At 70.7% G+C, this 26,141-nt stretch carries 27 protein-coding genes; 23 read left to right on the top strand and 4 right to left on the bottom strand.

Annotated elements, in window-relative coordinates:
- Positions 1–67 precede the first annotated feature (67 nt).
- From C9J87_RS08925 to C9J87_RS08905, 5 genes are all read left to right on the top strand, one after another.
- Positions 68–640 (top strand): RNA polymerase sigma factor, encoded by a 573-nt coding sequence (locus C9J87_RS08925; protein ID WP_107705323.1) that lies wholly within the window; start codon positions 68–70, stop codon positions 638–640.
- Positions 637–1,671, top strand: coding sequence for a hypothetical protein (locus tag C9J87_RS08920; RefSeq protein WP_107705322.1), 1,035 nt, complete (start codon positions 637–639; stop codon positions 1,669–1,671). Before C9J87_RS08925 ends, C9J87_RS08920 begins: the two co-directional genes overlap by 4 nt.
- A gap of 97 nt (positions 1,672–1,768) precedes the next feature.
- Positions 1,769–2,323 carry an antibiotic biosynthesis monooxygenase gene (locus C9J87_RS08915; protein ID WP_107705410.1) on the top strand — a complete coding sequence of 185 codons (555 nt, stop codon included), beginning with the start codon at positions 1,769–1,771 and terminating at the stop codon, positions 2,321–2,323.
- 55 nt (positions 2,324–2,378) lie between these two features.
- Positions 2,379–3,275 carry a phosphoribosylaminoimidazolesuccinocarboxamide synthase gene (locus C9J87_RS08910; protein ID WP_107705321.1) on the top strand — a complete coding sequence of 299 codons (897 nt, stop codon included), beginning with the start codon at positions 2,379–2,381 and terminating at the stop codon, positions 3,273–3,275.
- The gene (locus C9J87_RS08905) at positions 3,272–3,709 is read left to right on the top strand and encodes an SRPBCC family protein (protein WP_107705320.1); all 438 of its coding nucleotides are present in this window, start codon (positions 3,272–3,274) and stop codon (positions 3,707–3,709) included. Before C9J87_RS08910 ends, C9J87_RS08905 begins: the two co-directional genes overlap by 4 nt.
- Before the next feature lie 27 nt (positions 3,710–3,736).
- On the opposite strand, the gene C9J87_RS08900 is transcribed toward C9J87_RS08905, so the two are convergent.
- Entirely contained in the window at positions 3,737–4,366 is a 630-nt protein-coding gene (locus C9J87_RS08900) for a hypothetical protein (protein ID WP_107705319.1), read from the bottom strand.
- A gap of 99 nt (positions 4,367–4,465) precedes the next feature.
- Here C9J87_RS08900 and C9J87_RS08895 point away from each other — a divergent pair, with 99 nt between their 5' ends.
- The 6 genes from C9J87_RS08895 to C9J87_RS08870 all read left to right on the top strand — a co-directional run bounded on the left by C9J87_RS08895 (position 4,466) and on the right by C9J87_RS08870 (position 8,301).
- Entirely contained in the window at positions 4,466–5,092 is a 627-nt protein-coding gene (locus tag C9J87_RS08895) for a TetR/AcrR family transcriptional regulator (protein ID WP_107705318.1), read from the top strand.
- A 33-nt stretch (positions 5,093–5,125) separates the two neighbouring features.
- Entirely contained in the window at positions 5,126–6,682 is a 1,557-nt protein-coding gene (locus tag C9J87_RS08890; protein WP_010834239.1) for a long-chain-fatty-acid--CoA ligase, read from the top strand.
- On the top strand, positions 6,679–6,864 hold the full coding sequence (locus tag C9J87_RS08885; protein WP_107705317.1) for a hypothetical protein: 186 nt from the start codon (positions 6,679–6,681) through the stop codon (positions 6,862–6,864). The genes C9J87_RS08890 and C9J87_RS08885 overlap by 4 nt, the downstream gene beginning before the upstream one ends.
- An 83-nt stretch (positions 6,865–6,947) precedes the next feature.
- On the top strand, positions 6,948–7,190 hold the full coding sequence (gene purS, locus C9J87_RS08880; protein WP_107705316.1) for a phosphoribosylformylglycinamidine synthase subunit PurS: 243 nt from the start codon (positions 6,948–6,950) through the stop codon (positions 7,188–7,190).
- Positions 7,187–7,855, top strand: coding sequence for a phosphoribosylformylglycinamidine synthase subunit PurQ (gene purQ, locus C9J87_RS08875; protein WP_107705315.1), 669 nt, complete (start codon positions 7,187–7,189; stop codon positions 7,853–7,855). Before purS ends, purQ begins: the two co-directional genes overlap by 4 nt.
- Positions 7,852–8,301, top strand: a complete 450-nt coding sequence (locus tag C9J87_RS08870) for a DUF3817 domain-containing protein (RefSeq protein WP_232820004.1) — start codon at positions 7,852–7,854, stop codon at positions 8,299–8,301. The genes purQ and C9J87_RS08870 overlap by 4 nt, the downstream gene beginning before the upstream one ends.
- Positions 8,302–8,360: 59 nt before the next feature.
- Here C9J87_RS08870 and C9J87_RS08865 read toward each other — a convergent pair whose 3' ends face one another.
- Positions 8,361–9,767 (bottom strand): glycoside hydrolase domain-containing protein, encoded by a 1,407-nt coding sequence (locus C9J87_RS08865; protein ID WP_010834235.1) that lies wholly within the window; start codon positions 9,765–9,767, stop codon positions 8,361–8,363.
- A 161-nt stretch (positions 9,768–9,928) separates the two neighbouring features.
- On the opposite strand from C9J87_RS08865, the gene purL reads away from it, so the two are divergent.
- On the top strand, positions 9,929–12,211 hold the full coding sequence (purL, locus tag C9J87_RS08860; RefSeq protein ID WP_010834234.1) for a phosphoribosylformylglycinamidine synthase subunit PurL: 2,283 nt from the start codon (positions 9,929–9,931) through the stop codon (positions 12,209–12,211).
- A gap of 226 nt (positions 12,212–12,437) precedes the next feature.
- Here purL and C9J87_RS20435 read toward each other — a convergent pair whose 3' ends face one another.
- A complete protein-coding gene (locus C9J87_RS20435; RefSeq protein ID WP_036491287.1) occupies positions 12,438–14,018 on the bottom strand; it encodes a M28 family peptidase in 1,581 nt (526 codons plus the stop codon).
- 104 nt (positions 14,019–14,122) lie between these two features.
- Here C9J87_RS20435 and C9J87_RS08850 point away from each other — a divergent pair, with 104 nt between their 5' ends.
- From C9J87_RS08850 to C9J87_RS08805, 11 genes are all read left to right on the top strand, one after another.
- On the top strand, positions 14,123–14,971 hold the full coding sequence (locus tag C9J87_RS08850) for an alpha/beta hydrolase (RefSeq protein ID WP_051204247.1): 849 nt from the start codon (positions 14,123–14,125) through the stop codon (positions 14,969–14,971).
- Between the two features lie 37 nt (positions 14,972–15,008).
- On the top strand, positions 15,009–15,368 hold the full coding sequence (locus C9J87_RS08845) for a sterol carrier family protein (protein ID WP_010834231.1): 360 nt from the start codon (positions 15,009–15,011) through the stop codon (positions 15,366–15,368).
- A complete protein-coding gene (locus tag C9J87_RS08840) occupies positions 15,369–16,169 on the top strand; it encodes a GNAT family N-acetyltransferase (RefSeq protein WP_010834230.1) in 801 nt (266 codons plus the stop codon).
- 34 nt (positions 16,170–16,203) lie between these two features.
- Positions 16,204–17,541, top strand: a complete 1,338-nt coding sequence (locus C9J87_RS08835; RefSeq protein ID WP_036491286.1) for a dipeptidase — start codon at positions 16,204–16,206, stop codon at positions 17,539–17,541.
- A gap of 23 nt (positions 17,542–17,564) precedes the next feature.
- Positions 17,565–18,764, top strand: coding sequence for a PucR family transcriptional regulator (locus tag C9J87_RS08830; RefSeq protein ID WP_107705314.1), 1,200 nt, complete (start codon positions 17,565–17,567; stop codon positions 18,762–18,764).
- Between the two features lie 133 nt (positions 18,765–18,897).
- Positions 18,898–19,644 (top strand): molybdopterin cofactor-binding domain-containing protein, encoded by a 747-nt coding sequence (locus tag C9J87_RS20200; RefSeq protein WP_232820003.1) that lies wholly within the window; start codon positions 18,898–18,900, stop codon positions 19,642–19,644.
- The gene (locus tag C9J87_RS08825) at positions 19,566–21,218 is read left to right on the top strand and encodes a molybdopterin cofactor-binding domain-containing protein (RefSeq protein WP_232820002.1); all 1,653 of its coding nucleotides are present in this window, start codon (positions 19,566–19,568) and stop codon (positions 21,216–21,218) included. Before C9J87_RS20200 ends, C9J87_RS08825 begins: the two co-directional genes overlap by 79 nt.
- 12 nt (positions 21,219–21,230) lie before the next feature.
- Complete coding sequence (locus C9J87_RS08820; RefSeq protein ID WP_010834226.1) at positions 21,231–21,725, top strand: (2Fe-2S)-binding protein; 495 nt, start codon at positions 21,231–21,233, stop codon at positions 21,723–21,725.
- A gap of 72 nt (positions 21,726–21,797) precedes the next feature.
- Positions 21,798–23,327: an amidophosphoribosyltransferase gene (purF, locus tag C9J87_RS08815; RefSeq protein WP_107705313.1), complete on the top strand. Its 1,530-nt coding sequence runs from the start codon at positions 21,798–21,800 to the stop codon at positions 23,325–23,327.
- Positions 23,328–23,355: 28 nt separating this feature from the next.
- Complete coding sequence (purM, locus tag C9J87_RS08810) at positions 23,356–24,441, top strand: phosphoribosylformylglycinamidine cyclo-ligase (protein ID WP_232819997.1); 1,086 nt, start codon at positions 23,356–23,358, stop codon at positions 24,439–24,441.
- 240 nt (positions 24,442–24,681) lie between these two features.
- A complete protein-coding gene (locus C9J87_RS08805; RefSeq protein ID WP_107705312.1) occupies positions 24,682–24,867 on the top strand; it encodes a DUF3073 domain-containing protein in 186 nt (61 codons plus the stop codon).
- Positions 24,868–24,974: 107 nt separating this feature from the next.
- Here the strand turns inward: C9J87_RS08805 and C9J87_RS08800 are convergent, their stop codons facing one another.
- Entirely contained in the window at positions 24,975–26,057 is a 1,083-nt protein-coding gene (locus tag C9J87_RS08800) for a Glu/Leu/Phe/Val family dehydrogenase (protein ID WP_107705311.1), read from the bottom strand.
- Between the last annotated feature and the right edge of the window lie 84 nt (positions 26,058–26,141).

The raw sequence follows: 26,141 nt of genomic DNA, 5'->3' as shown, positions 1-26,141 counted from the left end.
CCGTCTCGGCAAAAATTTTTCCGCGCGGACCTGCAACGATGGGTGACCAGCCGGACATGGGGGAGTCATGGAGGCACACGAGGAGACGTTCCGCCGGCTCTATGCCGCGCACTTTGACGCCGTCCTCGGCTACTCGCTGCGGCGCACCGACCGGCCCGAGGACGCGGCCGACGTCGTCGCCGAGACGTTCGTGGTCGCCTGGCGCCGCATCGGCCACGTGCCCTCCGATGCCGCCCTGCCGTGGTTGTACGGCGTCGCGCGCCGGCTCCTCGCCAACCAGCGTCGCGGTGAGCTGAGGAGGCGACGGCTCGGCGAGCGCCTGCGCACCGATCTCGCGGTCGTCGTGCCCGACCTCAGCGACGACGTCGTGCAGCGCGCGGAGGTCAACACCGCGATGGCGCGGCTGAGCGCCCGCGACGAGGAGATCCTCCAGCTGCACCTGTGGGAGGGCCTCGAGCCGCGTGAGATCTCCGACGTGCTCGGCCTGTCGCCGGCGATCGTGCGTCCACGGCTGTCGCGGGCGCGGTCCCGGCTGCGCGCAATGCTGGGCGCGGACTTCGGTCCTCCCGGCAACGATCCCGAGCCGGCCGGACACATCCCAGGAAAGCAACCGATCCCGGTCCGTGAGGAGGAGCGATGACCAACCCGAAGCTGACCGACGAGGCCGTGGGCCGCCTGCCGCTCTCCCGCGCCCGGGCAGAGCTCCTGGAGGACATCATGGCCACGACACCTGTCGAGAGCAGTTCGCCCGTACGCCGACCTCGCCGGCGCGGCACGCTGATCGCCGTCGGCACCGCCGCCGCGACGGTCGCGGCACTCTTCGCCGTACCCGCCCTGCTGGACTCGGCGGACGAGCCCGCCAAGGACTCGAGCAGCGTCGCCGGCCAGCAGACGGGCGAGAAATCCGACACGACCGCGGAGCAGTCGCCCGCAGCCGCGACGGGTGACCGGATCGTGTTGCCGGGCTGGTCCGTCGGCTACACCTCCGAGACCGACGCCGAGCGCGAGACCGAGTTCGTCAAGGGCGCGCAGTCGGTGTCGGTCCACCAGCGCGCCGCGAAGTACTACGCGGACTACCTCGAGGACCGGCGCCACATCACCACCCCGCCCACCGACGGCGAGCCCGTCTCCGTGCTGGGCAAGGACGCCCAGCTGTGGGCCTACTCCGCTGACGACCACACCGCCATGGCCGAGGTCGAGGGTCCGTGGCACGTGGAGGTGCGCGGCAGTGGCATGGACAAGGCCGCCTTCGTTGCCCTGCTCGAACAGCTCGCCTACGTCACCGACGGCGAGTTCGAGGCAGCGCTGCCGCCTGAGTTCGTGACCCGCGGCGAGCAGGCGGCGGCGATCAGCGAGATGCTCGCCGGGGTGACGGTGCCGGAAGGCTTCACGGCGCCGAAGACCCAGGAGAAGGACCCCTACCAGCTCGGCGCGAAGGTCGCGGGTGCAGCCGCCTGCGCGTGGCTCGACATCTTCGCCGAGGCCAAGTCCGACGGCGACCGGGCGAGGGCGGACCACGCGGCCGCCGTGCTCGGTGAGAGCTTCACGTGGCAGGTCCTGACCGACATGAATGCCGAGGGCGACTACCCCGAGGTGGTCTGGGACTACGCCGAGCGGGTGCAGCGCGGCGAGGTCCCGGAGGGCTACCGCCAAGGACTCGGCTGCCCCTGAGCCGACGCGGATGAGGGCCACGTCCACGGGGGACGTGGCCCTCATCTCGTCGTCCTCGGTTCGGCGCCGGCGGCCCGCACGACGGACAATGGCGAGCATGTCCGCCCCCGTCACCACGTCCGTCACGCGTCACGTCGACCCGTCCCAGTCGAGCGAGATGCTCGCGTGGGTCCAGGCCGGTACGTCGCTGGCCGAGCGCTTCGACGGCTTCCTCGGCAGCGGCTGGGTCCGGCCGTCGGAGGACTCCTCGGAGTGGCACATGCTCTACCGCTTCGCCAGCTCCGAGGCGCTGGCCGTCTGGGAGGCCAGCCCGCAGCGCGCGTGGTGGCTGGAGGCCGCCCAGGGTCGGATCGAGGCGACGCGGGTCGAGCGACGTACAGGTATCGAGGGCTGGTTCGACGAGCCTGCCGCGGTCGAGGCGCTGAGCGCGGCACCGTCGGCGCCGCCGCGGTGGAAGCAGATGGTCGTCATCTTCCTGGTGTTCTTCCCGCTGAGCCTGGCGTCGAACTACGTGGTGTCGCAGACCATCGCCGACCTCGCCCTGCCGTTGCGGGTGCTGATCTCGGTGCTGGTGATGACGCCGCTGATGACCTACCTCTTCCTGCCGTGGATCACTCGCAAGATGTCGTGGTGGCTGCACGCCTCCCGCTGATTGAGCAGCGAGCGCAGCGAGCGTATCGAGATCAAGGGCCACTAGGCTCGCCCCCGTGGCCGACTTCAACATCCCTGACGCACCCGCCATCGCAGGCACCACCCACCTGCACTCCGGCAAGGTCCGCGACCTCTACCGCGTCGACGGCGGGGAGCACGCCGGTCGCCTGCTGATGGTCGCGAGCGACCGGATGTCGGCCTACGACTTCGTCCTCGACACCACGATCCCCGACAAGGGCGAGATCCTGACCCGGATGTCGCTGTGGTGGTTCGACCAGCTCAAGGACCTGATCCCCCACCACGTCGTCTCCACCGACGTGCCCGCCGAGGTCGCCGGTCGCGCCGTGATCTGCGAGTCCCTCGACATGTTCCCCGTCGAGTGCGTGGCCCGTGGCTACCTCACCGGCTCGGGCCTGCTCGACTACCGCCGCACCGGCGAGGTCTGCGGCATCACCCTGCCCACCGGCCTGCAGGACGGGTCCCGCCTGCCCGAGCCGATCTTCACCCCGGCGACGAAGGCCGCCGTCGGTGACCACGACGAGAACGTCTCCTACGAAGCGGTCGTCGAGGCCGTCGGCGACGACGAGGCCGCCGAGCTGCGCACGCTGACGATGGCCGTCTACGGCCACGCCCACGAGCTGGCCCGCACCCGCGGCATCATCCTGGCCGACACCAAGCTCGAGTTCGGGTCGCGCCCCGACGGCACCACGGTGCTCGCCGACGAGGTGCTGACCCCCGACTCCAGCCGCTTCTGGCCGGCCGCCGACTGGCAGCCCGGTCGCGCGCAGGAGTCCTACGATAAGCAGATCGTGCGCGACTGGCTCACCAGCGACGCGTCCGGCTGGGACCGCACCAGCGGCGAGGCCCCGCCGGAGCTGCCGACCGAGGTCGTCGAGCGCACCCGCGCGAGGTACGTCGAGGCCTACGAGCTGCTCACGGGTGAGACGTTCTGAGGCCACGCCGCTTCCGCGCGACAGTCGACTTCGCCGTACAGCGCGAGGTCGTCTTCGACTATCTCGGAGACCCGCGCAACCGGCCGGAGTGGCAGTCCTCCCTGCTCTCGGTGACCCTGGCCGACCGGGACGCCGAGCCACACCTCGGGATGGCCTGGCGCGAGACCACGATGGTCGGGGTGCGTCCGCGGATGGAGATCACCCGCTTCGAGCGACCGGAGGTCTGGGCCGAGGTCGGCACCTGGCTCGGCATCGCCGCGACCCTGGTGCTGACCTTCGAGGAGCGCGCGGCGGGCTGCCGCGTGGTCGCCGAGGGCGAGATCTCGGGTCGACACGCGTACGCCGCGCCCGCGGCGCTCGCCGGACGGCTGGCCGGGCTCGCGATCGGTGCCGACCTGCGCAAGGCCGCACGCATCCTGGACCGCCGAAGCTGAGTCAGGCCGGAGCCGTGGCGGCCGACCTCAGGCCTCGTCTCGCCAGAGCACCCAGCCGAGGAGGGCGAAGAGCAGGGACCACCCACCGAGCGCGAGCCGTGCGGCGTCACCCTCGAGGAACAGTGCCGGCATCGTCGGGACGATCAGCCAGGCCCCCACAACGAGGGGAAGCCACTGCTGCCAGCCGCTCCAGGCGCCGCCGCGGATCGCCGCCACGCCCGCGACGATCATGCCGAGCGCGATCATGAGGGTCGCGACGCCGTAGACGGCGCCGACGTTGCCCGCGCTCGCCGAGTCGGAGGGCTCGCCGGCCACGCTGATCGCCACGAGCTCGTTGACCGCCAGCAGCGCCATGCCCGCCAGCGCGACGACACGGGCGATCCGTGCCCAGCGGCTGGGTGGGACGGCGCCGCACCACCCGAGGGCGAGCAGGCCCAGGAACATGCCCACGTGGGTGAGCGCGAACATCGTCTGGGTGGTCGCGAACTCTCCACCCGCGCGCTGCGGGTAGGTCCACATGTCCTCGGCGACGAGCGGCGTGCGGAGCGCGAGGTAGAGCCCACCGGCCGCGCCGAGGAGGCCCGCGAGGAGGCAGGCCAGTCCGACCATGCGGGTGCGTGAGGTGGTGCCGGTCGGTGCCAGTGCGGTGGTTGTCATCTCGATCTCCTTGAGTGCTCCTTGAGCGTGGACCAGATGACTTGAGTTCTACGCTAGAGTGACACTCTAGTCAACGGCTTTATTAGGGTGGCTCCCCACATGAGCCAGATCAAGAGCTCCCGCCGGGAGAAGGCAGCAGCGACGCGACGCGCGATCGTCCGCGCCGCGCATGCCGAGTTCGTCGAGCAGGGGTTCCACGGCGCTACCGTGACGGCGATCGCCAAGCGTGCCGGTGTCGCGCCGCAGACCGTCTACTTCGTCTTCAGCAACAAGTCGGCGCTGATCAGCGCGGCCATCGACACCGCCGTGATGGGCGAGGAGGCGCCGACCGCGCCGCAGCTGATGCCGTGGTTCGCGGCCATGCTGGCCGAGCCCGACGCCGCCGAGAGCCTGCGGATCTTCGTGCGTGGGTCCGCCGACATCTTCGCCAGGGCGGCCGGTCTGGCCGAGGTGCTGCGGGCCGCTGCCCTCACGGATGATGAAGTACGCCGTACGCACCTGTCCCACGAGCAGCTGCGGGAGGACGGCTTCCGTCAGGTGGTCGACATGCTCGCGGGCAAGGGCGCCCTGCGCGACGGGCTGACGCCGAGGACCGCCACCGACGTGCTCCTCACCGTGCTCGGCGACAGCACCTACCACCTGTTGACCACCGAGCGTGGCTGGTCGCACGACCAGGTCGTCGACTGGTGGACCGACACCCTGCCCAACCTGCTCCTGGCCGGGTGACGGGGGTCACGAGGACTGGGTAGGTTTGCGCCCATGCCATCCCTCGCCTCGCTGCTCGAGAACTCTGCGACCACCTACGCCGACCGGGAAGCGGTCGTGCTGGGTGATGTCCGCCTGACCTACGCGCAGGTCAACGGCGCCGCCAACCAGGTCGCCAACCTGCTCGTCTCACGCGGCATCGAGCCGGGGGACAAGGTCGCGATCAGCTGTCCCAACCTGCCGTTCTTCCCGATCGTCTACTACGGCATCCTCAAGGCCGGGGCGACCGTGGTGCCCCTCAACGTGCTGCTCAAGGGGCGCGAGGTGGCCTACCACCTCGCCGACTCCGACGCGAAGGCCTACTTCTGCTTCCAGGGCACCCCGGAGCTGGCGATCGGCGCGGAGGGACACGCTGGCTTCGAGCAGACCGACTCCTGCGAGCACTTCTTCATGATCACCGTCGACCCGGCGGCCGCCTCGCCGATCGAGGGCACCGAGACGCTCGGCCAGGGCATGGGCGCCCAGCCGCCGACGTTCGAGACGGTCGAGGTCAGCGACGACGACACCGCCGTCATCCTCTACACCTCCGGCACCACGGGCCAGCCCAAGGGCGCCGAGCTGCGCCACCGCAACATGGTCTCCAACGCGCTCGCCGGGGACGCGCTCTTCGGCGCCTCCGCCGACCGCCCCGACACCTACCTCTGCGTGCTGCCGCTGTTCCACTCCTTCGGCCAGACCGTGATCATGAACGGCGGCTTCGCCTTCGGTGGCACCGTCGTCATGCTGCCGCGGTTCGAGGCCGACGCGGCCCTGAAGACGATGGCCAAGGAGAAGGTCACGTTCTTCGCGGGGGTGCCGACGATGTACTGGGGCCTGCTCGGGGCGCTCGACGACTCCGGTGTCGACGTCGCCGAGCTCGCGGCCAACCTCCGCGTCGCGGCCGCCGGCGGATCGGCCCTGCCGGTGGAGGTCCACAAGGACTTCGAGCGGCGCTTCGGCGTCACGATCCTCGAGGGCTACGGCCTCTCCGAGACCTCCCCGGTCGCCAGCTTCTCGCCGTACGGCGAAGCGGTGCGCGTGGGCTCGATCGGGACCCCGATCCCGGGAGTCGAGATGAAGCTGATCAATCCCGAGCCGGGCGAGTGGTCCGACGCCGAGGGCGAGATCGGTGAGATCGCGATCAAGGGCCCGAACATCATGAAGGGCTACTACAACCGCCCCGACGCGACGACGGACGCGATCCAGGACGGGTGGTTCCGCTCCGGCGACCTGGGGCGCAAGGACGACGACGGCTTCTACTACATCGTCGACCGCTCGAAGGACATGATCATCCGCGGCGGCTTCAACGTCTATCCGCGCGAGATCGAGGAAGTGCTGCTGACCCATCCCGGCGTCAGCCTGGCCGCCGTGATCGGTGTCCCGCACGACAGCCACGGCGAGGAGATCAAGGCCGTCGTCATCCGCAACAAGGAGGTCGAGCTGACCGAGGACGAGCTCGTCGCCTGGGCCAAGGAGCAGATGGCTGGCTACAAGTACCCCCGCATCGTGGAGTTCGTCGACGAGCTGCCGATGACCGCGACCGGCAAGATCCTCAAGCGCGAGCTCTCGTGAAGCCCCTCCTGTTCGTCCTCGGCGGCCTGCTCACGATCGTCGGTGCTGTCTGGACCTTCCAGGGCCTCGGCTACCTCAAGGGCAGCCCGATGACCGGCGTCGACACCTGGGCGATGATCGGCCCGGTCGTGGCCGGGCTCGGCGTGGCGCTGCTGATCGTGGCGGCGCGACCGCGGGCCTGAGCCCAGGGGAGAGGTCAGGTCTCGGGCGCGCGGGGGACGCCGATAGGATCGCCCCTGCAATCCCCCGAAGCCCAGGAGCGCCCGTGGCCCGTTACGTGGTCGATGTCATGCCCAAGCCCGAGATCCTCGACCCCCAGGGCAAGGCTGTGCTCCGTGCGCTGCCGCGCCTCGGCTTCGCCGGCGTCGTGGAGGTCCGCCAGGGCAAGCGGTTCGAGGTCGAGATCGAGGGAGACGCGACCCCCGAGTCGCTCGCCGAGGTCCAGCAGATGGCCGAGACCCTGCTGTCCAACCCGGTGATCGAGGACTTCGAGGTCCGGACCGCATGAAGATCGGCGTCGTCACGTTCCCCGGCTCGCTCGACGACGTCGACGCGCGCCGCGCCGTCACGTTCGGCGGCAACGAGGCCGTCGCCCTGTGGCACGGCGACCACGACCTCCAGGGCGTCGACGCGGTCGTGCTGCCCGGTGGCTTCTCGTACGGCGACTACCTCCGCTGCGGCGCCATCTCGCGCTTCGCCCCGGTGATGACCGAGGTGATCGAGGCGGCAGCCAAGGGCATGCCCGTCCTCGGCATCTGCAACGGCTTCCAGATCCTCTGCGAGTCCCACTTGCTGCCCGGCGCGCTGATCCGCAACGACCACCGCAAGTTCAACTGCGTCGACCAGCGACTGCGCATCGAGCGGGTCGACACCCCCTGGACCTCGGCCTACACCGCCGGCCAGGAGGTCACCATCGTGCTCAAGAACGGTGAGGGCGGCTATGTCGCCGACGAGGCCACCCTCGACATGCTCGAGGGCGAGGGCCGCGTCGTCGCGCGCTACCTCGACGACAACCCCAACGGCTCGCTGCGTGACATCGCGGGCATCTCCAACGAGCGTGGCAACGTCGTCGGCCTGATGCCGCACCCCGAGCACGCCGTCGAGGCCCTGTGCGGTCCCGGCACCGACGGGCTGGGGTTCTTCACCTCCCTCGCTGCCGCCACGTTCGCGTGAGGAGCCTGACGCCGCGCAGCCTGTTCCGCACGCTCGCGGTCGCCGAGGCGATCACGTGGGCGGGGCTGCTCTCGGGCATGTTCCTGAAGTACGTCACCGAGACCACTGAGCTGGGTGTCCGCATCTTCGGCATGGTCCACGGCGTCGTGTTCATCGCCTACTGCCTGGTGACCGTGATCGTCGCGATCGACCAGCGCTGGTCGCTGCCGCGCTCCGTGCTCGGCCTCGCCGCGGCCGTCCCGCCGTTCGCCACCCTCCCCTTCGAGGTGTACGCCGATCGCCGGGGCCTGCTCGGGACCGACTGGCTCTCGCGGCCGGACAGCCCGACCGTCCTGCAACGGGCCGTCTGCTGGCTGCTGCGCCACTACCGCCTGGCCGTTGCCCTGCTCGTCGGGGCCGTCGCCGTACTCACTGCAGCTGCGCTGGCCGTCGGCCCGCCCGTCTGACCGTCTCGCCGGCGGTTGAGGAGGGCCGAAGGCCCGTCACGAGACCCCGGTTGCTCGGGTCAGAACCGACCCTTGGCCAGCTTCGCCCAGGTCGCCGCATCGGTCGTGCCGGTCGCGGTCGCGCCGACCCGGGTCTGGTAGGCGACCAGAGCTGATCGGGTGGCCTCGTCGAAGGTCCCGGTCACCTCGACCCGCTGCCGCGCGGCGCTCAGGGCGCGCTGGAGCCGCGAGACCACGGGGCCCGTGGCGCCGACGCCCAGCACCGGGCGTTCCTGACCGGCGAGCAGCGCGACCCAGTTCTTGCGGCGCCAGATGCGGGTCGGAGTGAAGTCGCGCGACTTCATCCATGCGCCAGCGGCCTTGCGGGTCGCGCGGTCGTAGTCGCCGTCCAGCCGTCCGGCGTACCGCCTCTTCTCCTTGAGCAGGCACTGCAGCGCGAGGGTGCGGGTCTTGCTGGCTGCCTTCGGCTTCAGGGTGTAGTAGGTCGGGAAGTCGATGCGGGTGCCGCCGCAGTGCGTCTCGGGCGCGGCGGTCGGGACGGGCGCCGGCGGGGGCGGGGTGGTCGTGCCGGGGCCGCTGAGGTCGAGGTAGTTGGTGTCGATGTTGATCGTGACACCACCCCACGTCTCGTTGTGCCCGCCCTTGAACTGCTTCATCCGGTTGCCGGGCCGCCACCCGTCCTCGGCGATGTAGCTCGTCGAGGTGTTGGCGACGCCGTCCCAGCGCGCGATCCAGATGCGGTCCGGGAGCGCGAAGACCCCGGGTCGCTTCAGACGTGCCTCATCGAGCATCTTGATGCCCGAGCTCGCGCTGGAGTAGAACCCGGCGACGTAGCCGCGCTCCTTGGTCCGGGTGACCCACGAGCTGATGAAGGCCAGCGCGGACTCCCGGCAGTGGGTGTTGGCCAGGTCGAACGCCTCGAGGTCGTACCACAGCGTGCTGCCCGGGCCGATGCCCAGCGCAGCCGCGTCCGCGGCGTTCTTGTCGGCCTCGACGACGCCCTGCGCGCGGGCTGCCGCATAGCTGCCGTCCGGCTTCGGGTCGATCTTGAAGTCGTCGTCGTAGCGCGGGAAGCGCGCGAGGCAGGAGGCCTGCGGGCCGAGCGCGATCGGGAGGAGCCGCCAGCCACGCGACACCTGCGTCGTGACCCAGGTGGGTGACAGGTTGGGCTGGACCCGACAGGCGCGGGAGTCCCCGGAGATGTAGATCCCGACCGCGCGGTACGGCGACGACTTGATCCACGCATCCATGGCGGCCTGGGTCGGGGCGACGCACTGGTCGAAGCCGAGACCGGTGAAGTCACCCGGGGTCGAGGCGACGACCTGGGCCGCGCTGGCGCTCGAGCTCGCACCGGCCAGCTCGGCGGCAGCGGTCGGCGACCCGGTCGGATCGGCGGTCTGCACGGTGGTGACGGCCAGCGCGACCGTGAGCAGGGCCGCGCTCGCGGCAATGACAGTTCGGCGCATGGTCGTGACTCCAGGAGCTGGGGAAGGGCGGGTCGCGAAAGGGCCACCCTACGTTCCCACCAGTCACTTTCGTCACAGGTTTGGCGTGTTCGCCCCGGGCCGTGGGCCGCCGGGCGGACGCGGCCACGTGGAGTGGCGCGGGGCTTAGTAGATTGACGCCCGTGTCCGAGACCCAGCAGGCCCCCCGCACGAGCACCCTCGACACCGTCGCCGTGGCGTCCGGTGACCCTGAGCGCGACCAGCCCTGGGCCGACCTGGGCCTGAAGGCCGACGAGTACGCCACCATCCGCACGATCCTCGGCCGCCGCCCGACCAGCAGCGAGCTGGCGATGTACAGCGTCATGTGGTCCGAGCACTGCTCCTACAAGTCGAGCAAGGTGCACCTCAAGCAGTTCGGCGAGGTGCCGCAGGAGACCCCGATCGGCAAGATGCTCGCGGGCATCGGCGAGAACGCCGGCGTCATCGACATCGGCCAGGGTTATGCCGTCTCGTTCAAGGTCGAGTCGCACAACCACCCGTCCTACGTCGAGCCCTACCAGGGTGCGGCCACCGGCGTCGGCGGCATCGTCCGCGACATCCTCGCGATGGGCGCCCGCCCGGTCGCGGTGATGGACCCGCTGCGCTTCGGCCCGCTCGACGCCCCCGACACCCACCGCGTGCTGCCGGGGATCGTGGCCGGCGTCGGCGGCTACGGCAACTGCCTGGGCCTGGCCAACATCGGCGGCGAGGTCGTCTTCGACGAGACCTATGCCGGCAACCCGCTCGTCAACGCCCTCGGCCTCGGGGTCCTGCGCCACGAGGACCTGCACCTCGCGAAGGCAGCCGGCGAGGGCAACCTCGTCATCCTGTACGGCGCCCGCACCGGCGGCGACGGCATCGGCGGGGTGTCCATCCTGGCTTCCGAGACGTTCGAGTCGACCGGTCCCGCGAAGCGACCCAGCGTGCAGGTCGGCGACCCCTTCATGGAGAAGCTGCTGATCGAGTGCACCCTCGAGCTCTTCGCCGCAGGTGTCGTCAACGGCATCCAGGACCTCGGCGGCGCGGGCCTGTCCTGCGCCACCTCCGAGCTGGCCTCGGCCGGCGACGGCGGCATGCACTGCAACCTCGACCAGGTGCCGCTGCGTGACTCCACGCTCGCTCCCGAAGAGATCTTGATGAGCGAGTCGCAAGAACGCATGATGGCGGTCGTCGAGCCCGACCACGTCGAGGAGTTCCTCGCGATCTGCGCCAAGTGGGAGGTGGAGGCGGCCGTCATCGGCGAGGTCACCACCACCGGCCGGCTCGAGATCGACTGGCACGGCGAGCGCATCGTCGACGTGCCGCCCGCGTCCGTCGCGCACGACGGTCCGACCTACCACCGTCCCTACGCCCGGCCCGCCTGGCAGGACGCCCTGCAGGCCGACACCGCCGAGGCGCTGCCGCGGCCGACGACCGGCGAGGAGCTCGCCGCGACGCTGCGGACCCTCGTCGCCAGCCCCAACCTGTGCGACAAGTCGTGGGTCACCGACCAGTACGACCGCTATGTCCGCGGCAACACCGTGCTCTCGCAGCCCGAGGACGGCGGGATGATCCGGATCGACGACGAGACCAACCTCGGCGTCGCGCTCTCGACCGACTGCAACGGCCGCTTTGCCAAGCTCGACCCCTATGTCGGCGCCCAGCTCGCCTTCGTCGAGTCCTACCGCAACGTCTCGACCGTGGGTGCCACCCCGATGGCCATGAGCGACTGCCTCAACTTCGGCTCCCCCGAGGACCCCGACGTGATGTGGCAGTTCGCCGAGGCCTGCCGCGGTCTCAAGGACGCGTGCCTCGAGCTCGGCATCCCCGTCACCGGCGGCAACGTCAGCCTCTACAACCAGACCGGCGAGACGGCGATCCTGCCGACGCCCGTCGTCGCGATCCTGGGCGTCATCCAGGACGTCACGCGCCGTACGCCGAGTGGCTTCCAGGCTGGCGGTGAGCGCGTCTTCCTCCTGGGTGAGACCCGCGAGGAGCTCTCCGGGTCGGAGTGGGCGCACGTCATCCACCAGCACCTCGGTGGACTGCCCCCGCGGATCGACCTCGCCGCCGAGCGCGCGCTCTCGACGCTGCTCGTCGAGGCGTCGAGCGATTCAGTTGTCACCAGTGCCCACGACCTGTCCGACGGCGGACTGGCCCACGCCCTGGCGGAGTCCTCCTTCCGCAACGGGATCGGGGTGTCGGTGGCCCTCGAGGGCGACCCCTTCGTCGCCCTCTTCTCGGAGTCCGCTGCTCGAGCCATCGTGACCGTGACCACCGACAACGCCGACCGGCTCGTCGCGCTGGCCGAGAAGCACGGCGTCGCGATCACCCCGCTGGGCCAGACCGGCGGCGACACCATCAGCGTCGAGGGCCAGTTCGAGGTCCCCGTCGCCGAGCTGCGCGCTGCGTGGAGCGCCACCCTGCCCGACGCCCTGGGTCGCTGACGTCCGATCAAATCGACGCGTTGGTCACTCCGTCCCGCGCGTCGGTGGGGTAGTTGAGTGAGGGTTTGTCGTCCACCGACGAAATCACCACAAACTCTCACTTAACTACGCCGGTACGCCGGTACGCCGCCGGTCCGCATCCGGCCGCCGGCCAAGCCAGGCACCCGACCACGAGGAAGGGCCCCCGCCGAGGCGGGGGCCCTTCGCCGTACACAGGAACAGAGCGTCAGCTGGTCGGCAGCTCGTGCTCGTGGTCGTGCAGACCGCCACCGCTCGGGGTGCCGTCGCCGTGGACGTCACCGACGACCGGCTCGCTGAGCGAGCTGATCGAGTTGGCGTAGGTCAGCACCGCGTGCGCCATCGCGTCGGAGTTGAAGTTGATCGCGTCGACGTTGACGTTCTCGATCGAGTCGCAGGGCGCGTGGTAGCAGGAGTCGTAGGAGACGCCGGGCTCACCACCGAACAGTGCCGCCTGGGACTCGGTCTTGACACCCTCGGCGCCGGTGAACAGGCCACCGGCCGGGATGCCCTTGGCGATGAACGGGCCGTAGTCGCTGCGACCGCTGAACGGGGTCTCGGCGGACGGCAGGTCCTGGGAGCCAAAGTAGTCGTGGAACAGCTTCTCGATGGCACCCGATCCATCAGGACCCTTGGCCGCGCCCGGGCCGACCGGGAAGGCGGAGTTGTCGCCGTCGTAGACGAACAGCGCGTAGTTGGGCGAGCCCACCATGTCGAAGTTCAGGTAGAGGGCGGTCTTCTCGAGCATGGACGGCTTGTTGGCTGCCAGGTCGTTGATGTAGTGGTTCGAGCCCAGCAGGCCGAGCTCCTCGGCACCCCACCAGGAGAAGCGCATCCGGTTGGTCGTCTTGGTCGTGGCAACCTGCTCGGCGACCTCGAGGAGCGCGGCGGAGCCGGAGCCGTTGTCGTTGATGCCGGGGCCGGCCACCACGCTGTCGAGGTGGGCGCCGGCGTGGACCGTGTTCTCCCAGTCGCCGGTCTTGGTGTCGGCGTGGACGTTCCAGGTCTTGCGGATCTCGGACTCGGTGCTGGCGACGATGTGGGCCGTGCCTCCGTCGGCCAGCGAGGACCCGATGGCGAAGCTGGTGCCCAGCGACGGAACCGTCCCGACCGGGGAGCCGAGCGTGCCGGCGAAGGCGCCGGTGGAGCCGGGAGTGCCGGTGTTCATCACGATGACGGCGGACGCGCCGGCGTCCTGGGCATTGACGACCTTGACCGCGAAGGCGCAGCTGCCCCGACGGACCAGGGCGATGTTGCCGGCGACGAAGCCGGCGAAGTCCGCTGCCTCGCAACCGCTGGTCGAGCCGGTCAGGTTGCCGAGGTTGAGGTCGACGGCCTGCACCGTGCCCGAGGCGTCGCCCGAGCCGGAGTAGGTCATCAGGGCGAAGTCCTCGCCGTCGACGTAGGAGGCCTGGCTCGGCGCGGAGACGTCGAACGTGGCCGGGGCCAGCTGGCGGTAGAACGGGAAGTCGAACGCCTGGACCGTCGGGCTGTAGCCGGCGGCCTTGAGCTGGCCGACCACGTAGTCACGGGAGGCGGCGTAGCCGGGGGTGCCCGAGGCGCGGGTGTCGTTGTTGGCGTCGGCGATGGCCTGGAGCTCATCGAGGTGGGCCATCACGTTGGCGGGCGTGACGGCTGCGCGCAGCGCGGCGGTCGCCGAGCTGGGGTCGGCGACTTCACCGGTGGCGGCCGGGGCGGTGAGCGCTGCTGTGGCGAGCGCGGCCGTCGAGGCGAAGGCCAGGAACGCGGTGCGGGTGGCCCGCGACGGCCTGGATGGGGCGTGCAACATGTGGATCCTCTCCGAGGGGACGTCCCGGGTGGTCCCGGGCACCTGCGCAACCTAGATGTGACTCGCGTCACTGGCAAGGGCGAGCATGGGTAGGGTCGACCGCGATGCCTGCCCTGACGCGACGGGCCGCCTTGGCGGCGGCTGCAATCCTCCCGCTGGCTGCGGCCTGCGCGAGCGACGGCGGGACGGACCCGAGCGATTCATCTGGAGGCGACCCGATGTCGAACGACGCCCAGGAGCCCACGCGCCTGACCTACGGTGAGGACCCGTCCCAGTGGGTCGACCGCTACGACCCCACGGGCGAGAGCCGAGGCACGGTCGTCGTCATCCACGGCGGCTTCTGGCAGGCGATGTATGCCGCCGATCTCGGCTCCCGGCTCGCTGCCGACCTGGCGGCGCGCGGCTGGACGGCGCTGAACGTGGAGTACCGCAGGGTCGGCAACGGTGGCGGCTTCCCGGCGACCTTCGACGACATCCACGCCGCGATCAACCTGGTCGACGGGGAGGGCCCGGTGGTCACGCTGGGTCACTCCGCCGGCGGGCACCTCGCGACCTGGGCGGCCGCTCGCCAGCGCTTCGACGAGTGGTCGGGCGGCGTCGAGGTCACGCACGTGCTCTCACAGGCCGGGGTGCTCGACCTGACGTCGGCGTACGACGAGAACCTCGGCGGGGGAGCGGTGCAGAGCCTGATGGGGGTCGGGCCCGACGACCCCGCCTTCGACCTCGCCGACCCCATGCGCCACGTCCCCCTCGACGTCCCCGTGTGGTGCCTGCACGCCCCCGACGACACCTCGGTGCCGATCAGCCAGTCGAGCGACTACGTGCAGGCGGCCACCGAGGCCGGCGCGACCGCGGAGCTCATCGAGGTGACGGGTGGTCACTTCGACCTCATCGACACACGCACCAAGGCCTGGCAGCAGGTCGTTGACCTGCTGGACACGATCGACGCGTGAGGCGAGGGGGCCGCCGGCCCCCGACTAGGGTTCACCCGTGCCCGTCCGTCTCCGTCCTGCCGCCCCCGACGAGGTCGCGGCCGCACTCGAGTCGCGCACGACGGCCGACGACAAGCTGCTCACCAAGCACTTCCTGGCCGTGCTCGCCGAGCGTGCGCCGGGCAACTCCGTCGAGGTCCGCATCCCGCCGTACGCCGCTGCGCAGGTCATCCCCGGAGTGCGGCACACCCGCGGCACACCGCCCGCGGTGATCGAGACGGACCCAGCCACCTGGATCGCCCTCGCCACCGGCGAGATCGAGTGGGGCGACGCGATCGCGAGCGGCCGGATCATCGCCAGCGGCGAGCGCACCGACCTGACGGCCCACCTGCCCCTGACAGACATGAAGAAGGACTGAATGGACATCCGCTCGCTCGGCTTCCGCACCGACCTGCGCCTGCTCGAGCTCTCCGGCAGCCTCATCGAGGACCGCGGCACCCACCTGGTGATCCGCACGCCCGACAACCCGACCTACTTCTGGGGCAACTTCCTGCTGCTCAAGCAGCGGCCGTTCCCCGGCGGCGAGCGCGAGGTGATCGGCGCCTTCCACACGGAGTTCCCCGAGGCCGAGCACGTCGCCATCGGCGTCGACGGCACCGAGGACCAGACCGCCGAGCTGCAGGCCTTCGCCGAGGCGGGCCTGGCGGTCGACAGCGGAGTCGTCCTGACGGCCGGTGCTCTGGTCGCCCCGCGGCCGGTCGCCGACGGCGTGGTCATCCGAGCGCTGGAGAGCGACGACGACTGGGAGGGGCGAGCTCGACTGGCGCACTACCTCTGGGCCAAGACGGACGAAGACGTGTTCATGGCCTTCGCCCGAGGCAAGAACGCGCAGGAGCGGGCACTGGTCGCGCGCGGGCTGGGCCAGCGCTTCGGCGCCTTCGTCGACGGCACCCTCGTCAGCACGGCGGCCGTCTTCGTCACCCACGCCGGGATCGCGCGCTACCAGACCGTCGAGACGCACCCCGACCACCGCCGCCAGGGGCTGGCCGCGGCGGTCGTGCACGCTGCCGGCGAGCACGCGCTGTCGACGTACGAGCTCGAGAAGCTGGTGATCGCAGCCGACCACGACGGCGACGCGCTGCGGATCTACCGCTCCCTCGGGTTCGTCGACGCCGAACGGCACATGACACTTGAGCGTCGTCCCGACAGGTGGGCGTGACGCGCGCCTCAGTGCCCCGACTAGGGTGCGGGACATGACGATCGACATCCGTGCCCGCCTCGCCGAAGTCCTCCCGGGGATCCGCCAGGACCTCGAAGACCTGGTCCGCATCCAGTCCGTCAGCGCCGACCCGGCGCGTGCCGGCGAGGTCGAGCGGAGCGCGCAGGCGACCGAGGCGCTGTTCGCCGCCGAGGGCTTCGAGACCGAGATCGTGCGTGCCTTCGAGGGCGCCCCGCCGGCGGTCATCGCGAAGAAGGCCGGGCCCGAGGGCGCGCCGACCGTGCTGCTCTACGCCCACCACGACGTCCAGCCCGAGAACGACCACGCCGACTGGGACTCGCCGCCGTGGGAGCCCACCGAACGCGGCGACCGGCTCTACGGCCGGGGTGCGGCCGACGACAAGGCCGGCATCGCCGCCCACCTCGGCGCCGTCCGGATCTTCGGCGACGAGCTGCCCGTCAACCTCGTGATGTTCATCGAGGGCGAGGAGGAGGTCGGCTCCGACACCCTCGTCGAGCTGCTCACGATGTACAAGGAGCGCCTGGCGGCCGACGTCATCGTCATCGCCGACTCCGGCAACTGGGACATCGGCGAGCCCGCGCTCACCACCAGCCTGCGCGGCCTGGTCCGGATGGACGTCGAGGTGCGCACGCTCACCCACGCCGTGCACTCCGGCATGTGGGGCGGCCTCGTGCCGGACTCCATCATGACCCTGAGCCGCCTCATCGCCAGCCTCCACGACGACGCCGGCAACCTGGTGATCGAGGGCCTGCACAGTGGGCCGGCTGCTGACGTCGACTACCCCGAGGCGCGCCTGCGCGCGGAGTCGGGCGCGGCCGAGGGCATCGAGTGGATCGGCACCGGCTCCGCCGTCGAGCGCCTCTGGACCCAGCCCGCGCTCAGCATCACCGGCTTCGACGCCCCCAAGGTCGACGGCGCGTCCAACACCCTCGTTCCCGCAGCGCGCTGCCGGATCAGCCTGCGCATCGCACCCGGCGACACGACGAAGAACGCCGTCGAGCGACTCCAGGCCCACCTCGAGAAGCACGTCGCCTGGGGCGCGACGCTCAACACCGTCGTCGTGGACACCGGTGAGGCGACCCAGATCGACGCGACCGGTCCGGCCTACGACGCTGCGCGCGCCGCCTTCGCGGAGGCCTGGGACGGCACCGAGCCGGTCGACATGGGCGTCGGCGGCTCCATCCCCTTCATCGCCGAGTTCCTCGAGGCGTTCCCGCAGGCCAGCGTGCTGGTGACCGGTGTGGAGGACCCCGACACCCGTGCCCACGGCGCCAACGAGGGCCTGCACCTCGCCGAGTTCGAGAAGGTCGTCCTCGCTGAGGCGTTCCTGCTCCGCAACCTCGGCGGCTGATGGCCATGAGGGTGGGCTGACGCGTGCCGGACGCGAGCGCGTTCCTGGACCACCACCGGCGCACGCGCGTCTCGGAGGTCACCGAGCAGCTGGTGCGCACGATCGTGGCCGAGCACCCCGGCTACCACGGCGCCACCATCCCGCTCGACGACCTGCAGCGCTCGTGCCACGCCAACATCGTTTCCGCCCTCGAGCTGCTCGCCGTGGCCGTCGGCGCCGACGAGCCGCCACCCCCGGAGAGCGTCCTGTACGACGCCGCGCGCGACACCGGGCACCGGCGGGCGGACCAGGGACTGCCCCTCGACGAGCTGCTGCGCTCCTACCGCATGGGCGGGCGGCTCATCTGGGAGGACCTCCTCGGTGAGGCGCGGGCCTCCGACGCGCTGGACGCCGACGACCTCCGGGTCATCGGCACCCGCCTGTGGCAGGTCATCGACGAGACGTCCTCGCAGGTCGCGCGCGCCTATCACGCGACCGAGCTGCGCATCGTCCGCGCGGACGAGCAGCGGCGCGCGTCCCTGTGGGAGGGGCTCCTCTCGGGCCGCGGGGTCGAGCCGGCGTTCGCGCTGGAGGCCTCGCGCATCCTCGACATCCGCATGGACGGCCCACTGGTCGTCGTGGCGGTCGACCACCAGGACCCGCTCGGCGCAGTCGTCGACGGACTGGCCGACCGGTTGCGAGCCGTCGGCGTCGCCTCCACGTGGCAGCGTCGCGCGGAGTGTCACGTCGGGTTCCTCCAGCTCGCCTCCACCGACCTGGCCCGCACCCTCGAGGTGCTGCGGGCGACGCCCGACGTCGCCATCGGTGTCTCCTCGGTCGTGCGCGGTCTCGCGCGCACCGACGTCGCCTTCCGCGAGGCGCTCACCACCCTGCGCACGATCGAGCCGGACGCCGCGTGCGTGGTGTCCTACGACGAGCGGCTGCCGGACGCGCTGCTCCTCGGCTCGCCCGAGGTCGCCGAGCGGCTCGTGCGCGTCTGGCTCGGCGCCGTGCTCGCGCTGCCGACCCCCGAACACACCGCACTGCTGGAGACGCTGGAGACGTGGGTCGAGTGCGCCGGGTCCGCCTCGCGTACGGCGGAGCGCGTGCCGTGCCACCGCAACACCGTCCTCAACAGGGTGCGTCGGGTCGCCGACCTCACCGGCCTCCCGCTCGGCGACGCACCACCGCCGATGGAGCTGGCGCTGGCCCTGCGCGCCTGGCGGCTCACCCACTCCGAGTGAGATGTCTTGTGCACTCTGCACATCAGGGACCCACCAATACGGGGCGGTACGCGCATGGTGGTGGAGCGTGACGGGTGCCACACTCATCAGGTCCGGGGGGAGATACATAGGTCCGCGGAAAGGACGTCCCCCCATGCCCGAGCAGTCCGACCGGCTCGTCCCGCTCAACCACGCCGTGCCCCGGCGTCGCTTCCTCGGCTACGTCATCGGCGGTGCGACCCTCGTGGCCGCCGCCGACCTCGGCCTGCTCGCCGAGAGGGCCTCGGCCGTGATCCCGACCGTGCCGCAGCCGGCCGAGCTCTATGACCTCAACGACGCGCTCACCGACGCCGCGCGGCCGACGGCCAACCTGATCACCGTCGAGATCCACGAGGACGGCACCGCCTCCTTCTCGCTGCCGCGTGCCGAGGTGGGACAGGGGATCACCACCTCGAGCGCGATGCTGATCGCCGAGGAGCTCGACCTGCCCCTGGACAAGGTGGTCGTCACGCTCGCCCCCGCTCGCCCCGAGCTCCTCTTCAACCAGCTCACCGGCGGCTCCAACACCACGATCGCCACCTACACCCCGATCCGGGTGGCCGCCGCCGTCGCGAAGGCCGCGCTCCTCGAGGCCGCCGCGATCGTGCTCGGCGACACCGTCGGCGCCCTCGTGGCCAAGGGCGGCGTGATCTCCGCGCCCAACGGCGCGTCCGTGACCTACGGCGAGCTCGCCGTCCGGGCCGCCAGCCCCACCACGCGTTCGATCGAGGTCGAGCTCAAGGCGTCCTCCGACTTCACCGTCATCGGCACCCCGCAGAACCGGTGGACGCGCTCGCGGCCGTCACCGGCACGAAGGACTTCACCACCGACCTGCAGGTCGACAACGCGCTCCCCACGATGATCTGCCGGGCCCCCACGCTCAACGGCACCGCGAAGAGCATCAACAACGAGGCGGCCGTGACGGCCATGCCCGGTGTCACGCACGTGGCGCTGCTCGACTTCGGCGTCGCCGTACGCGCCCGGACGTTCGGGCAGTGCATCGACGCGGTCCGGGCGCTCGACGTCGTGTGGGCCGACGGCCCGGTGGCGGGCGAGAGCGACGCGACGATCGTGAAGCAGGTCCGGGCTGCGCAGCTGCCGATGCCGGCGCTGCCCGCCAACCCGCTGGTGCAGACCGTCACCGGTGACTTCGTCTTCTACTTCCGCAGCAACTCCCCGATGGACACCAACAGCGCGATCGCCGACGTGCGCGCCGACAGCGCGACCATCTGGGCGGGCCTCAAGTCGCCGATCGTGGCCCAGCAGCGCATCGCCGAGGCCCTCGGCATGGCCGAGGACCAGGTCAAGGTCAACGTCGTCACCGCCGGTGGCTCGTTCGGCCGCCGGCTCTTCTTCGACGGGGCGCTCGAGGCGGCCCGGATCTCGCAGGCGATGGGCCAGCCGGTCAAGCTGATGTGGCACCGCGCCGACGACGCCCGCGCCGGTCGCGCCCACCCGCTCGGCACCTGCCGGGTGCAGGCGACCTACCTCGGTGGCGAGGTGCTGTCCTTCAACCAGTCGCTGACCTGCGTGGAGACCGACTACCGCCACGGCCTCGGTGAGCTGCTCACCGCGCGCGGCTCCGACCTCCCCGGCGGCCTCGGCAACCAGGGCTTCGCGCAGACGATCTTCGCCCTGACCCAGGAGATCCCCTACAACTTCGGGGAGGTCACCCAGACCGTTCTCGAGGTCGACGAGCGCTTCAACACCGGCTCCATGCGCAACATCTACTCACCCGACGTGCGGGTGGCTGCCGAGCTCGTCGTCGACCAGCTCGCGGCGCGGATGAAGATGGACCCGCTCGCGTTCCGGCTCAAGTTCGAGCGCAACGACCGCCTGCGTGCCGTGCTGCAGAAGGTCGCCGCAGCCGGCGAGTGGGGCCGCCCGATGGCTCCCGGTACGGCGCAGGGCATCGCCATCCACAAGGAGTACAAGGGCGTCTCGGCATGCGTGGTCGAGATCGACGCCCGGCCCGTGACAGTCGACCGCTCCATCCCCAACGCCGTGACCGGCCCGCGCGTGACCCGCGTGACCTACGCGATCGACGCCGGCCGCGTGGTCAACCCACGCGGCCTGGAGGCCCAGATGCAGGGCGGCATCAACGACGGCATCGCCCTGGCGCTGACCTCGAGCCTGCACCTGCGCGACGGCCACTTCCTCGAGGGGAGCTGGGACAACTACTTCTACACCCGGCAGTGGAACACCCCGCCGCGTGTCGACGTGATCGTGATGCCCTCCGACTCCGAGCAGCCGGGCGGGGCTGGGGAGGCCGGGGTGGCGGCGACGTTCGCGGCCGTGGCCTGCGCCTATGCCCGGGCCACCGGCACGGTGCCGACGCACTTCCCGATCAACCACGACACGCTCTCGTTCACGCCCAAGCCGTTCATCCCCCCGATCCCGCAGTCGCCGACCAACGGCCTCCAGCTCACCTGGTGAGGAGACCCACCCATGCCTGAACAGACCTTCATCCTCAACGGGGAGTCCGTGACCGTCGACGTCGAGGACGACGTGCGCCTGCTGTGGGTGCTGCGTGACGTCCTGGGCGTCACCGGTCCCAAGTACGGCTGCGGCATCAACGTGTGCAAGGCCTGCACCTCGCACATCAACGGCCGTGCGTTCAACCCCTGCGCCGTACCAGTCGGAGACCTCCAGCCCGGCGACAAGGTGACCACGATCGAGGGCCTCCCCGAGGCGGTCCCGGCCGTCAAGCGCGGCCAGAACGGCCTGCACCCGATGCAGGAGGCGTGGCTGGCCCGCGACGTCCCGCAGTGCGGCTACTGCCAGCCCGGCCAGATCATGGCGGCCGTCGCGCTGGTCAACAAGACCAAGCGCGAGGGCAGGACCATCACCGACGCCGACCTCGACACGATCCGCAACATCTGCCGCTGCGGCACCTACACCCGCATCCGGTCTGCGGTCCGCGACGGCGCGACGAAGATGTGACGCAGGCGCGGTGACCGTCCACCCCGCCCGGTCGATTCGGGACACCCGGCACGGGCCCGTAGACTGACGTCCGTGCCCTACGCCTCCTCGCACCGCAAGGGCGGCGACGGCCGTTTGACCGCGGCCCTCGATCCCCATGACCAGGGCCCGCAGGACGCCTGCGGAGTCTTCGGAGTCTGGGCGCCCGGTGAGGACGTCGCCAAGCTCAGCTACTTCGGCCTCTACGCGCTCCAGCACCGCGGTCAGGAGTCGGCCGGCATCGCGGTCAGCAACGGTCGCCAGATCCTCGTCTACAAGGACATGGGCCTCGTGTCCCAGGTCTTCGACGAGTCGACGCTGGAGTCGCTCAAGGGCCACCTCGCGGTCGGCCACGCGCGCTACTCCACCACCGGCGCCTCGACCTGGCACAACGCCCAGCCGACCTTCCACCCGACGGCGACCGGCTCCATCGCGCTGGCCCACAACGGCAACCTCATCAACACCGCCGACCTCGCGCAGATGGTGATCGACGACGAGGTCGAGGGCCACCTCGACCTGCAGATGCGGATGCCGCCGGCGAGCACCAACGACACCTCCGTCGTCACCCAGCTGCTGGCCCACCACCCCGGCCAGACCGTCGAGGAGCGGGCCGTCGACCTGCTGCCCCAGATCCAGGGCGCCTTCTCCTTCGTGTGGATGGACGAGCACACGTTGTACGCCGCTCGCGACCCGCAAGGCATCCGACCGCTCGTCCTGGGCCGGCTGGAGCGGGGCTGGGTCGTCGCCTCGGAGACCGCCGCCCTCGACATCGTCGGTGCCTCCTTCATCCGCGAGATCGAGCCGGGCGAGCTGATCGCGGTCGACGAGGAGGGCCTGCGCACGCAGCGCTTCGCCGAGGCCGCTCCGAAGCACTGCCTGTTCGAGTTCGTCTACCTCGCGCGGCCGGACACGATCATGACCGGTCAGCGCATGCACAGCGTGCGCGTCGAGATCGGCCGTCGCCTGGCCAAGGCGTTCCCCGCCGATGCCGATCTCGTCATCCCTGTCCCGGAGTCGGGCACCCCGAGCGCCATCGGCTATGCCGAGGCCTCGGGCATCCCCTACGGCATGGGGCTCGTCAAGAACTCCTACGTCGGGCGCACCTTCATCCAGCCGAGCCAGACGATCCGCCAGCTCGGCATCCGGCTCAAGCTCAACCCGCTGCGCGACGTGATCGAGGGCAAGCGCCTCGTGGTCGTCGACGACTCGATCGTGCGCGGCAACACCCAGCGCTCGCTGGTGCGGATGCTGCGGGAGGCCGGCGCGGCCGAGGTGCACGTCCGGATCGCGTCGCCGCCGGTGAAGTGGCCCTGCTTCTACGGCATCGACTTCGCGACCCGGGCCGAGCTGATCGCCAACGGGCTGACCAACGACGAGATCTGCAGGTCGATCGACGCCGACTCGCTGGGCTACATCGACCTCGAGGACCTCATCGAGGCGACCTCGGTGCCCAAGCCCGACCTGTGCCGCGCCTGCTTCGACGGCGTCTACCCGATCGAGCTCCCGGACGCCGAGCGGTTGGGAAAGCACCTCCTCGAGGCGCCCGCCAACGCGACGGCGCTGCCGGTCCTCAACAACCCCTGAGCCGCAACCCAGTGAGTGGAGAACTGACGTGACCGAGCCCTTGTCAGACAACGCTGGCCACAGCGCCGGTGAAGGCGCCTACGCGGCCGCCGGTGTCTCCATCGACGCGGCCGACCGTGCCATCGACCTGATGAAGGGCTGGGTCGAGAAGGCCCGTCGCCCCGAGATGATCGGCGGCCTCGGCGGCTTCGCCGGCCTCTTCGACGCCAGCGCGCTGACGAAGTACGCCCACCCGCTCCTCGCCACCTCGACCGACGGCGTCGGCACCAAGGTCGCGATCGCGCAGCAGATGGACGTCCACGACACCATCGGCTTCGACCTCGTCGGCATGGTCGTCGACGACCTCGTCGTGTGCGGCGCCGAACCGCTGTTCATGACCGACTACATCGCCACCGGCCGGGTCGTGCCCGAGCGCATCGCCGCGATCGTCAAGGGCATCGCGGAGGCCTGTGTCGTCGCCGGGTGTGCCCTCATCGGCGGCGAGACGGCCGAGCACCCCGGCCTCCTCGACCCCGACGAGTACGACGTCGCGGGGGCCGCCACAGGCGTCGTGGAGGCCGACAACCTGCTGGGCCCCGGTCGCGTCCGCCCCGGCGACGTGGTGCTCGCCATGGGCTCGAGCGGCCTGCACTCCAACGGCTACTCCCTCGTGCGCCACGTGCTGCTCAACACGGCCGGCTGGGCGCTGGACAAGGACGTCGACGTCCTCGGTCGCACCCTCGGCGAGGAGCTCCTCGAGCCCACCCGCATCTATGCCAAGGCCTGCCTGGACCTCGCGGCCGCCGGCGGCGTGCACGCGATGTCCCACGTCACCGGTGGTGGCCTGGCCGCCAACCTCGAGCGGGTCATGCCGGTCGAGGTCGGCGCGACCATCGACCGCACCACCTGGAGCCTCCCGCCCGTGTTCTCACTGGTCGGCGAGGTCGGCAACGTCTCCCGTGAGGACCTGGAGGCCACCCTCAACTGTGGCGTCGGCATGGTCGCGATGATGACGCCCGATTCGGTCGACGCAGCGGTCGAGCTGCTCGCCGGTCACGGCATTGCGGCGTGGGTCGCCGGCGAGGTCAGCGAGGGCGGCGAAGGCCGGGTCACGCTCACCGGCGAGCACCACTGATCTCACTCGAACCAGGTAACGCCCCGAAGCAGGCGCTCCCGCCCCCACTGATGGAGGCGGGAGTGCGATTTTGGGGGCGTTACCCGCGGTTGACGTCCCCGGCGGGAAGCTTTATCGGCGTTTCATCGGCCCTGGCGTGCGGGAACACCCAGGGAGCAGGTAGCGTTGTACCCACGAGAATACTTATGGACAGCCCGGGAGCCATCGTTGCCCCGGCCGATTTGCGAGGGGGCTGACCCTATGGGGCGCGGCCGAGCTAAAGCCAAGCAGACGAAGGTCGCACGCGACCTGAAGTACCGCACTCACGAGACGGACTTCGGGGCGCTCGCCAGTGAGCTGCACGGCGACAGTGGCAAGAAGGACGAGCAGATCGACCCTGAGGTGCTCGAGAAGTGGTCCGACGTCATCGAGCCGTCGCGCGACTGACGTCGCTCGACTCGACTGACTTCGCCCGCTGACACGCAGTCAACAGCGGCGTAGCACGCATCAACCGGACGAAGCGCATGGTCGCTCCGTCCGGTTGACGGCCGCCGTCAGGCGGGTGGCTGAGGCAGCCACACTCCACGCAGGCGACCCACGTCGCGCATGCGGCGTTCGGCGAGCCGGTCGGCAGCGATCGCGGGCGGCACGCCATCGGCGCGAGCCAGCTCGAAGACTGCTCGGGTGGTGTCGAAGATGCCGCTCGCACGCTGTTGCGCGCGCTCGAACGAGAAGCCCTCGAGCTCGTCGGCGACCTGGATCAAGCCACCTGAGTTGACGCAGTAGTCGGGCGCGTAGAGGATCCCGCGGTCCTCGAGCTGCTTCTCCACGCCCGGGTGCGCGAGCTGGTTGTTGGCGGCGCCACACACGATCTTGGCGCTCAGGACGTCGACCACCTCGTCGCTCAGCGCGCCTCCGAGGGCGCACGGGGCGTAGACGTCGAGCGGCAACGCGACGAGCGCCTCGGTGCTCGCGGCGACCTCCACGGGGAACTCCGCGCGTACGGCGTCGAGCGAGGGCTGGTGGACGTCGGTGACGACCACGCTGGCGCCGTCCTCCACGAGGTGCCGCACGAGGTGTCGCCCGACCTTGCCGACGCCGGCCACGCCGACGGTCCGACCCTGCAGCGTGGGAGCACCCCAGACCTGCTCGGCCGCGGCGCGCATGCCCTGGAACACGCCGTACGCCGTCAGCACCGAGCTGTCGCCGGCGCCGCCGTGCGCCACGGTGCGGCCGGTGACGAAGGAGCATTCCCGCGCGATGTTGTCCATGTCGTCCGAGAACGTGCCGACGTCGCAGGCGGTGTAGTAGCGCCCGCCCAGCGACTGCACGAAGCGGCCGTAGGCGCGCAGCAGGCCCTCGGACTTCAGCTTCGCGGGGTCGCCGATGATGACCGCCTTGCCGCCGCCGAGGTCGAGGCCGGCGAGTGCGGCCTTGTAGGACATTCCGCGCGAGAGGTTGAGGACATCCTCGAGCGCGGCGTCCGTGGACGCATAGGGATAGAAGCGGGTGCCGCCGAGCGCCGGGCCGAGGGCGGTGGAGTGGATCGCGATGATCGCCTGGAGGCCGGTCGCCTCGTCGTTGGCGAAGACCACCTGCTCGTGTTCGTGACCGAGCTCGAAAACGTCTACAGACATGGGTGCTTGTCCTTGTGTGTCGGTGCGGCCCGCGGGGTGTGCGAGCCCTGAGTTCGGTGACCACAGGGGTGGAGTGGTCGCCGT

Source organism: Nocardioides allogilvus, assembly GCF_003047285.1.
Classification (GTDB): domain Bacteria; phylum Actinomycetota; class Actinomycetes; order Propionibacteriales; family Nocardioidaceae; genus Nocardioides; species Nocardioides allogilvus.
The sequence above is the reverse complement of the archived record's forward strand: the minus strand, read 5'-3'. Positions and strand labels throughout refer to the sequence as shown.